At 63.9% G+C, this 13041-nt stretch carries 12 protein-coding genes; 8 read left to right on the forward strand and 4 right to left on the reverse strand.

What is annotated here, in order from left to right:
- Positions 1-14: 14 nt before the first annotated feature.
- The 6 genes from aspS to BR00_RS11270 are packed head-to-tail and all read left to right on the forward strand — an operon-like array spanning position 15 to position 6978.
- On the forward strand, positions 15-1814 hold the full coding sequence (gene aspS, locus BR00_RS11245) for an aspartate--tRNA ligase (RefSeq protein ID WP_496477690.1): 1800 nt from the start codon (positions 15-17) through the stop codon (positions 1812-1814).
- Position 1815: 1 nt separating this feature from the next.
- Entirely contained in the window at positions 1816-2337 is a 522-nt protein-coding gene (gene def / locus BR00_RS11250; RefSeq protein ID WP_496477691.1) for a peptide deformylase, read from the forward strand.
- Positions 2301-3263: a methionyl-tRNA formyltransferase gene (gene fmt, locus BR00_RS11255; RefSeq protein WP_496477692.1), complete on the forward strand. Its 963-nt coding sequence runs from the start codon at positions 2301-2303 to the stop codon at positions 3261-3263. The genes def and fmt overlap by 37 nt, the downstream gene beginning before the upstream one ends.
- 11 nt (positions 3264-3274) lie before the next feature.
- Positions 3275-4066: a DUF116 domain-containing protein gene (locus tag BR00_RS11260; protein WP_496477693.1), complete on the forward strand. Its 792-nt coding sequence runs from the start codon at positions 3275-3277 to the stop codon at positions 4064-4066.
- Positions 4063-5298 carry an RsmB/NOP family class I SAM-dependent RNA methyltransferase gene (locus tag BR00_RS11265; protein WP_496477694.1) on the forward strand — a complete coding sequence of 412 codons (1236 nt, stop codon included), beginning with the start codon at positions 4063-4065 and terminating at the stop codon, positions 5296-5298. Before BR00_RS11260 ends, BR00_RS11265 begins: the two co-directional genes overlap by 4 nt.
- Positions 5299-5310: 12 nt before the next feature.
- A complete protein-coding gene (locus BR00_RS11270; RefSeq protein WP_496477695.1) occupies positions 5311-6978 on the forward strand; it encodes a YcaO-like family protein in 1668 nt (555 codons plus the stop codon).
- Here BR00_RS11270 and BR00_RS11275 read toward each other — a convergent pair.
- From BR00_RS11275 to BR00_RS11290, 4 genes are all read right to left on the reverse strand, one after another.
- Positions 6954-7886, reverse strand: coding sequence for an Lcl C-terminal domain-containing protein (locus tag BR00_RS11275; protein WP_496477696.1), 933 nt, complete (start codon positions 7884-7886; stop codon positions 6954-6956). The genes BR00_RS11270 and BR00_RS11275 overlap by 25 nt on opposite strands.
- Positions 7887-8231: 345 nt before the next feature.
- On the reverse strand, positions 8232-9101 hold the full coding sequence (locus BR00_RS11280) for a glycine betaine ABC transporter substrate-binding protein (RefSeq protein WP_496477697.1): 870 nt from the start codon (positions 9099-9101) through the stop codon (positions 8232-8234).
- Complete coding sequence (locus tag BR00_RS11285; RefSeq protein WP_496477735.1) at positions 9098-9958, reverse strand: ABC transporter permease; 861 nt, start codon at positions 9956-9958, stop codon at positions 9098-9100. The genes BR00_RS11280 and BR00_RS11285 overlap by 4 nt, the downstream gene beginning before the upstream one ends.
- Entirely contained in the window at positions 9948-11177 is a 1230-nt protein-coding gene (locus BR00_RS11290; protein ID WP_496477698.1) for a quaternary amine ABC transporter ATP-binding protein, read from the reverse strand. Before BR00_RS11290 ends, BR00_RS11285 begins: the two co-directional genes overlap by 11 nt.
- A 444-nt stretch (positions 11178-11621) precedes the next feature.
- Here BR00_RS11290 and speD point away from each other — a divergent pair, with 444 nt between their 5' ends.
- Entirely contained in the window at positions 11622-12020 is a 399-nt protein-coding gene (speD, locus tag BR00_RS11295) for an adenosylmethionine decarboxylase (RefSeq protein ID WP_496477699.1), read from the forward strand.
- 2 nt (positions 12021-12022) lie between these two features.
- Positions 12023-12976, forward strand: a complete 954-nt coding sequence (gene speE, locus BR00_RS11300) for a polyamine aminopropyltransferase (protein ID WP_496477700.1) — start codon at positions 12023-12025, stop codon at positions 12974-12976.
- The last annotated feature ends 65 nt before the right edge of the window (positions 12977-13041 follow it).

Consider the following 13041-nt stretch of genomic DNA (forward strand, 5'->3'; position numbering starts at 1 on the left):
TCAAGGATTTCCCAATGGAGACAACGACTTCTTCGTGTGCTGTGGATCAGTTGGACGGCTGGCGCCGCACCCATCATTGCGCCGCCCTCACCGCCGCCGATGCGGGCGCCACGGTCTGCCTCATGGGGTGGGTTCAATACCGCCGCGACCATGGCGGCCTCATCTTCATCGACCTGCGTGACCGCAACGGGCTGACCCAAGTCGTCTTTTCCCCGGAGCTCGCCCCCGAGGCCCACGCCCGCGCCCACAGCCTGCGCACCGAATACGTGCTCGCCGTGCGCGGCGAAGTGCGCCTGCGGCCCCAGGATATGATCAATCCCAATCTGGTGACGGGGGAGATTGAAGTCTACGTCCACGAACTCAAGATCCTCGCCACCTCCAAGACCCCGCCGTTTCCCATCGAAGACCGGGTGGACGTCTCCGAGTCCTTGCGCCTCAAATACCGCTATCTGGACCTGCGCCGGCCCACCATGACCCGCACCATGCTCCTGCGCCACCGCCTCTGCCAAGCGGCGCGGCGCTATCTCGGCGGCCTCGACTTCGTGGAAGTGGAAACCCCCATGCTCACCAAGTCCACCCCGGAGGGCGCGCGGGACTTTTTGGTGCCCAGCCGCCTGTCTCCGGGCGAGTTCTACGCCCTGCCCCAGTCGCCGCAGCTCTTCAAGCAGTTGCTCATGTGCGGCGGTTTGGACCGCTACTACCAGATCGTCAAATGCTTTCGGGACGAAGACCTGCGCGCCGACCGCCAGCCGGAATTCACCCAGATCGACATCGAGATGTCCTTCGTGGATGAAGACCAGGTGATGGAGATGGCCGAAGGCCTGGTGGCGACCATGGTGCGCGAGGCCCTGGGCCAAGACATCGTCCTGCCCCTCCCCCGCCTCACCTACGCGGACGCCATGGCCCGCTTCGGCTCGGACAAGCCGGATCTGCGCTTCGGCCTGGAGCTTACGGACGTCACCCACCTGGTGCGCGGCTCTTCCTTCAAGCTCTTTGCCGACGCCCCCATGGTCAAGGCCCTGGCCGTACCCGGCGGCGGCGAGCTCTCCCGCAAGGAAATCGACGACTTCACCGAACTGGCCAAGACCTACGGCGCGGCGGGTCTGGCCTGGATCAAGATCCGCGAGGACGGCTGGCAGTCGCCCATCGCCAAGTTCCTCTCCGAGGCCGAGCGCGCAGGCCTCACCGAAGCCTTGACCCTCAAGCCCGGGGACATCGTCTTCTTCCAGGCCGCCTCACCGGCGGTGGTGTACGCCGCCTTGGGGGCGTTGCGCCTGCGCCTGGGAGAACGCTTCGGCCTCATCGACGAATCCCGCCTGGCCCTCGCCTGGATCACGGACTTCCCGCTCCTGGAATGGGATGCCGACGAAAAACGCTGGGTGGCCATGCACCACCCCTTCACCGCGCCCAAAAACCCCGAAGCCCTGACGCAAGATCCGGCCGCGGCCATAGCCCGGGCCTACGACCTGGTGCTCAACGGCAATGAAATCGGCGGCGGCTCCATCCGCATCCATGACGCGGCAACGCAGGAGCGCATGCTCGCAGCCCTGGGCATCAGCCCCGAAGAGGCCCGCGCCAAATTCGGCTTCCTCCTGGACGCCCTCCATTTCGGCGCTCCGCCCCACGGCGGCATTGCCTTCGGCCTGGACCGCTTGGTGATGCTCCTGGCCGGGGTGCGCAGCATCCGCGACGTCATCGCCTTCCCCAAGACACAAAAAGGCCAGTGCCTCATGACCGAGGCCCCTTCGGCGGTGGAGGCGCGGCAGCTGCGGGAACTCGGTATCCGCCTGCGGGAAACCGCCAAGGAGGCCTGATATGGCCCGCACCATCCGCACCTATCCAGACCCGGTGCTCGCCCAAAAGGCCACGCCCATCGCCGAGGTCACGGAGGAGATCCGTCAGCTCGCCCACGAGATGCTCGAACTCATGTACCAAAACGACGGCATCGGCCTCGCCGCCCCCCAGGTGGGCGAGAGCGTCCGGTTGGTGACCATGGACCTCTCCGGCCCCAAGGAGCGCACGGCCCCGAGGGTCTTCGTCAACCCCGTACTCTCGGGGCACGCGGGGGAGGTGGACTCCGAAGAAGGCTGCCTCTCGGTGATCGGCTACCGCACCACCGTGTCCCGGGCCGAACGGGTGCACCTCTCGGCCACGGACCTGGACGGCAATCCCATCGAGGAAGACGCGGACGGACTGTTTGCCATTTGCCTGCAGCACGAAATCGACCATCTGGACGGGATCCTCTTCATCGACCGCATCAGCCGTCTCAAACGAACCCTCTACGAAAAACGGCTCCAAAAATGGCTCAAACAGAAAGAGCGCACCCCCTCCGAATAGCCTTCTTCGGCACCCCGAAGTTCGCGGCCACCGTGCTCCGGCACCTTGTGGCCTTTGACGGGGCCGAAGTGGTGGCTGCCGTCACCCAACCGGACCGCCCGTGCGGCCGCGGCCACCGCTGCCAACCGCCGGAGGTGAAGGTCCTGGCCCTGGAGCACGCCATCCCCGTCCTCCAGCCCGAAACCCTCAAGACCCGGGAGGCGCAGCAGGCCCTCAAGGACCTGCAGGCGGACCTCTTCGTGGTGGTGGCCTACGGGCTCATCCTGCCGCAGGCGGTGCTGGACATTGCCCCCCTTGGCGCCATCAACGTCCACGCATCGCTCCTTCCCGCCTACCGCGGAGCCGCCCCCATCCAGCGGGCCATCCAGGACGGCTGTCCGGTGACGGGGATCACCATCATGCAGATGGACGCCGGCATGGACACCGGCGACATCCTCTTGCAGCGATCCCTGGCCATCGGCATCGACGACACCGCCGCCACCCTCCACGACGAACTGGCGGACATGGGCGGCCGGCTGCTGGTGGAGGCGCTGACGCGCCGCGCCCAAGGCCGCCTCATGCGGCTGCCCCAAGACCATGCGCGGGCAAGCTACGCCCCCAAACTGCGCAAGGAAGAAGGGCTTCTTGCCTGGGACCGGCCCGCCACCGTGGTGCATAACCACGTGCGGGCCTTCCACCCCTGGCCCGGCACCTGGTTTTTCTGGGAGCACGAAGGCCGCCGTCTGCGCCTCAATATCCATCCCGGCCGCATCGGCGAAACACTGCCTCCAGGGACCGCCCCGGGGACCATGCTCGGCGTGGACGGCGATGCCCTGGCCATCGCCTGTGCCGACCGCGCCTACTTGGTTTCCCGCCTGACCCCGGAAGGGGGCAAGCCCATGACCGGCCGCGCCTTTGCCTGCGGGTATTTGCGGCTCTGTCTCTAAGGGGGCGGAACATGCCCCGCACTCCGAGCACCTTCCCCGCACCTCCCCGGGCCCGCAAGCGCCTGTTCATCGGGCTCATCACCGGCTCTTCGATACTGGTGTGCCTCGTTCTGGTGGGGCTTTGGATCGTACCGGTGGTGGGGCTTGGCGCCATCCATCCCTTGGCCCCCTGGCTTTTGGGCGCGCTGGTGCTCACCGCCATCCTGGCCCTCAGTTGGGCGAGCCTCGCCTTGGTGCTCAACATCCTCCTCGGCCGGCCGGTGCTCGGCGGCAAACGCCTGCGCGGGGTGACGGTGCGGGTGTTCTTGCCCCTCATGACCATGCTGGGGCGCGTCCTGGGCATCCCGCCCCAGGATGTGCAGGCCTCGTTTATCCGGGTGAACAACGAACTCGTGAGCGCGGAAGGACTCCGCGTGCCCGCCGAACGCATCCTGGTGCTCGTCCCCCATTGCCTGCAGCAAAGCCGCTGCCCCCAACGCCTGACCTACGACGTGGACCATTGCCGACGCTGCGGCCTGTGCGACATCGGCGATCTCTTGAAGCTTCGCGACGCCTTGGGGCTGCGCCTGGCGGTGGCCACAGGCGGCACCATCGCCCGGCGCATCGTGGTGGAAAACCGGCCGCAGCTCATCATCGCCGTGGCCTGTGAGCGCGACCTTGCCCACGGCATCCAGGACACCTTTCCCATCCCGGTCTTCGGCATCCTCAACCAGCGCCCTCACGGCCCCTGTCGGGACACCCGGGTGATGTTGGAGGAGGTCCGCAAGGCGGTGGAGCGCTTCATGGCAGGAACGGCCGCATGACTCCAGCCCGCCGCGCCGCCCTCGCCGCCCTGCGCCAGACCCTGGACCGCGGCCAGGATATCCAGGCCGCCGTAGACCATCACCTGCGCGACCTTGCCCCGCGGGAGCGCCCCCTGGCCACGGAACTCACCTACGGCACGGTGCGGCTCCTTGGCCGCATCCACGCCCTGCTCCAACTGCAGCTGCCCCGCTTCCAGCGCCTCTCGCTGCTCACGCGCCGCCTGCTGGAGCTTGCAGCCTACGAACTCCTTTTTCTGCGCGTCCCCGCCCATGCCACGCGCTCCTGGGCCACGCAGGCGGCCAAGGCGCTCCTCGGGCCAAAGCTTGCGGCCCTGGTGCACGCCAGCTTGCGGCGCCTGGAGTCCCATGCGGACCTGGCCCACGACGAAGCCGCCTTCCTTGCCAGCGCCGGCAGCATCTGGGACTGGTTTTCCCTGCCCTCGTGGATCTGGGAGCTGTGGGAGCAGGAACGCGGCCTGGATGCGGCCCGGGAGCTCGCCGCCATGAGCCTCACGCCTGCACCTGTGGGCGTGCGCCTGCGCGGCCAGGTCCCCCCGGACATTGCCCGGCGCCTGCGCCCCGTGGCCCGCTTTGACGGCCAAAAAGGCATGGCCCTCGAGACCTGGCCGCAGTGCTTGGAGGCCGCCGAAGCGCAGGGCATTGCGGTACGCATGAGCCTCGCCAGCCAAGAAGCCGTCCTTGGTCTGGAGCCCCTGTGCTGGCCGCAGCCCGTATGGGATGCCTGCGCCGGCCGAGGGGGCAAGGCGCTTCTCGTGCACGATTTGGGCAAGCAGGTGCTGGCCTCTGACCCCAATGCCTTCCGGCTGCGTGGGCTCCGCAACGACTGCCGGCGCCTTGGGGTAGACCTTCCCATCCTGCAGGCCGACGCCCGCAAACCGCCCCTGCGTATCCCGCCAGGCACCATCCTCGTGGATGCCCCCTGCAGCGGTCTCGGGGTCCTTGCCCGGCGGCCGGACATCCGCTGGAAACGCACCCCCGAGGACGTGGATGCCCTTGCCCGCCTCCAGACCGAAATCCTCGATACCGCCGGACGCATCCTTCCGCCGGGCGGCATGCTCGCCTACCTTACCTGCACCGTCAGTCGGCAGGAAAACGAAGGACAATTGGACCGACTCCGCGCCCAGCACCCGCAGCTGCGACTGCGGCACTGCTTCATGACCCCGCCGCAGTGGGGCGAAGTCTTCTTCGCGGCCCTACTCGAGCGTTCCTGAGGAGTCCTGCGTATGCGCCACTATACCCTGGCCCACCAGCACAGCCACCTGGGCGTGGCCTTTTTCACGCCCAAGCTCACGCCTCCTGTGGACCTCCCCACCATCCTGGAGATGGTACAGACCACGCCCACGGACGCCTTCCTGCGCGCCGAAGCGCGGCGTCTGCTCGCGCAGGCGGGAGAAGAGCGTGTGCGCACCCTCGCCGGCCATGCCGACCCCACCCTGGCGGCCTTGGCGCTGGAGACCGTGCTCCTGCATCCGGACGTGGAGCACCTCACCGACCTCCTCGAGCACCCGCGACTTGGCGAGCTCGCTGCAGCCACACCCCTCGTGTTTCTGCGCTCCCGCGCCCTGCCCGACGCCCAAATCCACCGCGCCTGGGGCCTCGCCTTGGGGGCGGCGGTGTTCGAGGCCGCCCCCTTGCCCGAAGGGCTGCCGCCCCTTCCCACCACCCCCAAATCCCTGCGCCCCACCGATGCCCGCACAATACGGACCGGGCTTTCCCTGCCGCCGGCCGCCCCCAGACCACCCCTGGCGCACGTGCGCTCCCGCGCCATGGAGGTCCTCTACGGCCTCGGCGTACTTGCCGGCCCGGAACTGCGCCACGGGGCCTCGCTGGCGCCGTGGGGGCTGACCCGCTGCTGGCGTCTGGACCGTACCGTGGAGCACGGGCGCCTCGCCTACCGCCTCTCCGGGACCATGACGAGCTATGGCCGTGGTCTGCACCTGGAGGCGGCCCGGGTATCCTTGGCCATGGAGATCGTGGAACGGATCTCGTCCTTTGCCGATATCCGCGACGGCCGCATCACGGGACGCATCCACGGCGGCGAAATCCGCACGGCACGGGCGTGCGAACTGGATGACCGCGCCGTGGATCTCAACCGGCTCTGCTTGGAGGCCCCGGCACCCGACGCCCCCATAGCCTGGATGACCGCCACCACGGCCCGGAAGGAGCCCATCTGGGTGCCGGTGCAATGCGTGTATCTCTTCGCCAACCTCGACGAGCCCAAACTCTTCGGCGCCTTGGGTTCCACCGGCCTGGCATCGGGCTCCAGCGTGGACGAAGCCTGCCTCGCCGGACTTTTGGAAGTGCTCGAGCGCGACGCCGAGACCGTCTCCCCCTGGGACGCCTCCCGCGCCTTCCGTCCCCAAAGCCGCGACCCCGAAGTCCAAAAACTGCTCGACGCCTACGCCGCCCAAGGCATTGATCTCGTACTGGAAGACATCACCACCGAATTCGGCGTGCCCTGCATGCGCGCCTGGGTTCCCCTGCCCCACGGCGGTTTCGTCAAGGCCACGGCCACGAACCTTTGTGCCAAGGCCGCGGCCCTGGCGGCCATCACCGAGGTCCCTTTTCCTTTCCCCCAAGGTCCGGCATCAGGACGGTGGCCGGAGGAGTTCCCGGAGCGCGTGCTCGAAGACCTCCCGGATCTGTCCACCGGCTCTGCCGCCGGCGACCGCATGCTCGTGGAGGCCCTGCTGGCGGACCAAGGCCTGTGCCCCATCTACGCCGACCTCACCCAACAGAGCGTGGGCATCCCCGTGGTGCGGACCATCGTCCCCGGCCTGGAAACCGCCACGGACCTGGATGAATTCTCCCGTATCAGCCCTCGCCTGGCGGCTGCGGCCGTACGGCGCATGGAGCGTTCATCGTGCTACTCCGCCACCAGCAGCACCTGAAAATCCCGCCTCGGCTTATGGCCGACCCCCACGGCGCCTTTGCCGCAATAGAGCACCCACGCCCAAGCCGGATCATACCCGCTGGAAGTGGATGACCATACGCCGTCCACCGCAGCTGCCAACGGAACCCCCAAAGCCGGAAAAGCCCGCGAGGTGTCCACCAGGGTCTCCAGTTCCCAAATGCTGGGAAGCCGCCACCCCGGCATGCCGCGGGCCCTATCCAGCGCCTCCTGCCAGGAGACCGCATCGGACTGCGCCACGAAAAGCCACCGCAACCCGGTCAGGGCGTCCTGAACCCCCTCCGGCCCGGGGACCCAACGCGGCTGTGGCCACGGCCGACCCAGACGCTGCCCCTCGTCCGGACTTTCGGCCGGCAGCCACGACCGCTCACGCACCGGCAGCACCAGACACCGATCCGAGCCGTGGCCGGGAAACATCCGCCCGCCTTCCAAGTGGACACGCCAAAAATCTCCCTCCCTCGTGGCAGCCGCCGTGGCGGTCCAGTGCCAATGGCCAAACACCCCGGCAAAGGGATGCCCCGGCGGGAGCGCCGGCCGGGCGTGGGCAAGGCTCACCAAAGAAAGGAGTTCCCGACGCCGGGGAAGCCGCCAATCGGTGCACCCCAAGAAACGAGAAGCGTTCTGCGCCGCGACCCAAGCACGGGCCTCCGCCCAGGTCATGGGCCACGCCCCGGCGGAAGCGTCCTGCGGCCAAGCAAGGCCCGTCAAAAGGTCCCACACCACGCTACCATCCACCCGAAACCGTGGCCGCGGCCAGGGACGCCCCGGCCGGAGGGCGCCGTCCTCCCCGCTTGCCGCGCACGAACGCCGGTGCCCCCGCGCATCGAAGCAGTCTTCCTGTCCGGACCATGGATACGCCGCCTGGAGGAACGTCTTCTTCTGAGGCATGAGGAACTCCTTGGGATTTTCCCTGCCCGTACCCAGCCCCCCTGCCCAGCACAAGCCGCAAGCGGACGCTCCATGGAAAGCACAGCCCGCATGCGCACCCCAGCGGCGGGATTTCCGCCCCGGTCCGTGTGGAGGCAGGCGAAGCGTTCCCACCAAACAGAGGAGTCCAAAAAACGGATACCTCAAGCCCCTTCAGCGCAGCCTCACGGCGACATGGACAACGCAGGGCCCCGCGTTTCCGGCCCGCGCACCCCGGAAATGCGCTTCCCAAGCCGCAGGCATACCAAAGCACAGCGCCGCCTCCCAGGGCGGCGCTGTATCTTCAAAGGCAAACGGGAGGAGGGCTTACGCCTTGGCTTTGGCGACCCACCCCTTGATCGCTTCCGCGTGGGCGGCAATCCATGCCCCCGTCACGTCCTGCAGGGCCTTGCCACTATCGAGCTCCACCATCATGGCCTGAATATCGTCGATGGGGAGCGTAAATTCACGCAAGAAGTTGAGAACTTCCGGAGCCCGCTTCTCAAGCCCTGGATGGGCGATGGCGTCGATATGGCCCGCCTCGCCATAGATCTTTTTGGGGTCTTCCAAGGGTTTCAAATCGAAACGCGCCCAGATGCCCAACGGCTTCCACGCCGTGACCACGATCCAGTCCTTGCGGGCAACAGCGCGCTTGAGCTGCGCCTGCATGGCCGCCGTGGAGCTGGTGACCAGATGCATGTGCTTGAGACCATATTCCTTGATGGCTTTTTCGGTGTTGATCATCAAGCCCGCGCCCGCTTCGATGCCGGTGATGGCGCCCTTGAACTTCTCGTGATGGGTTTCCAGCTCTGCAATGGAGTTGATGGGGACATAGGTGGGCACGGCAAGACCAAGCCACGTGCCCGTGGTGATCTGGCGCACGTTCACGACCTTGTCTTTGTACTTGTCCCAATAGGTCTTGTGGGTGGTCGGCAGCCATGCCGTGAGCATGGCGTCCGCACGGCCGCTGGCAACCGCCGCCCACATGGGGCCGGCATCCGTGCTGATGAGATCCACCTTGCGGCCCAAGTGCTGTTCGATAATCGCCCCAGCAATATGGGTGGTCAGATTGCTGGAGGGCCAGGCCTCCACATAGGTCAAACGGACGGGATCATCTGCGGCAAAAACGGGAAATCCCGTGCACAACGCAGCAGTGGTCATAGCCCCAATGGCGATGAATTGTCTTCGATGCATCATGAATGTCTCTCCTTGTTCCATTGGTTGATAGATTGGGTCATCCGGTCAAGCAAAATAGCCAAAACAACGACACATAGACCACCTACAAAACCCTTGCCGACATCGAGCTGCGTGATGCCCTGCAGGACCACGTTGCCCAATCCGCCGGCGCCAATCATGGCAGAGATGACCACCATGGAAAGGCCGAGCATGATCGACTGGTTCACCCCGGCCATGATGGACGGCATGGCCGTGGGGAGCTGCACCTTGACCAAGAGCTGCCACCACGTGGCGCCAAAAGATTGCGCGGCTTCCACCAATTCCTCGGGCACTTGGCGGATACCCAAGGCCGTCAAACGGATGAGCGGCGGCAAGGCAAAGATCGTGGTGGCAATGACTCCGGGCACGAGACCGAGGCCAAAAAAGATGACCGCGGGCACCAGATACACAAAGGCGGGCATAGTCTGCATCACGTCGAGGACAGGACGCAGGACGCTCTCCACTGGACGGCTCTTGGCGCTCAATATACCCAGGGGAAGCCCCATCAAAAGCACCAAAATCTCCGCCGCAAGGACCAGGGAGAGTGTTTGGATGAGATCGGTCCAGTATCCAAGATTCCACACCAGACCAAGCCCAATGATGGAAAAGAGCGCCAACGACCAGCTCGCCATGCGACGCCACCCTCCTGCAGCCACAAAGAACACGGAAGTGGCGATAATGAACGCCCATTCCGGGATCCATTGCAGTCCAGATTGCAACCCGCCGACGATATGCTGCACAAATGCCGTAATGGAATCAAAGGCCGTTGCATACCGGTAGGTAAACGAATCCACGGCCTGGGAAACCCATTGATCGATCGGTAACGGACTATTCCACATCACGCGGCGCTCCTTCAGGCTGAGTCGGGGTTTCGAGGGCGGGGGTGGTTTCCACGTCATTCCCATCGCTTCCGGCCTGGGCCAGGGCGGCAAGGAGCGAACTCTTGTCCACCACGCCGATGGCGCGCTGCCGGTCATCCACGATGACCACCGGAGAGCCCTCAGCGGTCATGCGCTGGAGCAAATCCGCCAAGGTCGTATCGATTGGAGCGCTGGGGAGCGGACGAAAACTTTCCGGGTCAATGGTCGCATGATCGCGCTGGGAGATGACGGAGGCGAGATCGATGTACCCCAGCAGGTGCCGGGCGCTGTCGAGCACCACCAAGCCGCCGAACCCGCTCCGCTCGATCTTCCGCAGCACGGCGCGCGGAGAGTCCTTCCGATTGGCCGTCACCCGCAAGGGCTGCATCACCTGCTGTGCGGTCAAGACCTTGGCGTGATCCGCTCCCTCCACAAATGCAGAGACGTACTCGTCGGCAGGTTGCGACAAAATCTCCTGGGGCGTTCCCACTTGGATGAGGCGACCACTGCGCAAAATGGCGATACGCGTGCCAATCTTGATTGCTTCGTCCAAATCATGGGATACAAAGACGATGGTCTTCCCGAGTTTATCCTGAATTTCCAGCAAATCATCCTGCATTTGGCTCCGAATGAGCGGATCCAAAGCGCTAAAAGCCTCATCCATCAAAAGAATTTCCGGATCTGCTGCGAGGGCACGGGCCAGGCCGACACGTTGCTGCATGCCTCCGGAAAGCTCAGATGGAAACTTTCCTTCGTATCCTAAAAGCCCGACAGTTTCGATAGCTTCTAGCGCCCGTTTTTGCCGTTCTTCTTTGGACGCACCTTGAATCTCAAGTCCAAACTCCACATTGCCCAGCACCGTACGATGCGGCAACAGTGCAAAACTCTGAAACACCATGCCGAACTTGGCGCGACGCAACTCGCGCAAGGCGCGGGCATTCATGGCGGTCACGTCCTCGCCATCCACGAACACCTGACCTCGGCTTGGCTCATGCAGACGATTGATGATACGCAGCAAGGTGGACTTCCCGCTTCCGGAAAGCCCCATAATGACAAAAATTTCACCAGGATAAATATCCAAAGAAATATCATGCACCCCGACGACGACTCCGGTCTCCTCCTGCACCTCCGCCTTCGACTTGCCGGCGTCGAGGAGCTCCATGGCCTCCTGGGCATGGCTTCCAAAAATCTTACTCACATTTCGAATGCAAATTCTTGGAGTAAGAACATCTTTGTCCGATTTTTCCATTAAAACTCCCTTTCATAACAAAAATATTTGTATTTAATATATACAAATATGCCGTTTATGCATTGTTTCAACTCGTTTCTCCAAGCCATGCCAAGAGGCATTATCCTCCATAATCGGGAAACGCAAAAAATCCTGTACAGACAAGGCATGACATCGATTTGGATATACGCATTTTGACAAAATTTCAAGCAGCGAATAGAGTAGATTTTCTGTCTGCCGCCCGAGGGCAGAAAAGCCGCTGTTTTTCCATGACTCTTCCCTCTCCTGGGAGGGTACGGACCGCATGGCCGAATACCATCAAGACGGACACGAGGCCCCGGCCTTCTCAGGGACGCTCCATGTAAAAGTCCTCGGGCCGAGGCGAAATCATCTCCACGTCTGGGAGGAACACCTATGGCACTAGGACCACTGGACACCGCTCAGCCGAAAAAAGCACAACCCGGCATCCATCTTATCGGCGATCTCTACGATTGCCTTGGAGATACCCGCTATTTTTATGACAAACAGGCCCTGCGCGCCCTCTGTCTGCATGCGGTGAAACGTTCCGGTCTTACAGCAGTCGGCGATCTCTTTCATCAATTTGGCGCAGACGGCGGGGTAACCGGGGCTGTCATCCTCGCAGAGTCCCACCTCGCCATCCATACCTGGCCGGAAAAGCGCTACGTGACCCTTGATGTGTATGTCTGTAATTATAGTCAAGACAATCGAGAAAAAGCACAGCAGCTCTTTCACCATATCGTGGAGACATTCGCCCCCAAATCACCACGGATTCAATGCGTGGACCGGGAGTAGGCATGAACAATCCCCCTGAATTCCTCGTAGAACTTGTAACACAAAGCCATGGCTATTTCATCCAGGCAGGCTCTCTCGTCATGCAGGGAAAAACCCAATTTCAAAAAATCGCCATCTTCGACACCCCTGCCTTGGGACGAGTGCTTTGCCTTGATGACGTCTTCATGACGTCCGAAAAAGATGAGTTCTTCTATCACGAAAACCTGATCCACCCCGCGGCCATCACCCACCCGGCCCCGCGCCAAGCCCTGGTGATCGGCGGCGGCGACGGCGGCGCGGCGGAAGAACTCCTCAAGCATGCAGGAATGGAACGCGTGGTGCTTGCAGAACTCGACAACGGCGTCATTGAGGCCTGTCGCCGCTATTTGCCAGCCATTCATGGTGGCGTCTTCGACGATCCACGCCTCCACCTGGCCATTGGAGACGGCCGCAAGCTCGTAGAAACCACCAAGGACTCCTTCGACCTCATCGCCCTGGATCTCACCGACCCCCGAGGCCCCTCTCAAGCCCTCTACACCCATGAGTTCTATTCCGCTTGCAGCAGACGACTGACGCCCCATGGGCTCCTCTCTCTCCACGTGGAGTCGCCCCTCTCCAGCCCCCAGGTCTACGCTCGTATCATCGCGACCCTCCGATCAGTTTTTCCCATCGTGCGCCCGTACTTGGTGTATATTCCCCTCTACGGAACCTGGTGGGGCATGGCGACGGCATCGCACCAGCAAGACCCTCTGACCCTCACTCCCGAGGAAGTGCGGCGGCGCATCCGCGATCGCGGTCTGACCGCGCTCCAGTTCTACAACGAAGCCACGCATCACGCCGTGTTTGCGCTTCCAGGTTTCGTCCAGAACATCCTTGCGTCCCCTGCGCCGCCCTTCTTCGATGCATCTCCCCCTCTGGAAGACGATCTGGACTTCACAGGCGCTTCGACGCTCCGCGTTATTGTCGAAAATCCATAGCCGCCAAAACACTCCGCGCCATCCCTGAGCATCAGGGATGGCGCGGGGCACTCTCAAAAAAAGAG

The sequence above is a fragment of the Thermodesulfomicrobium thermophilum DSM 16697 genome, from assembly GCF_059568695.1.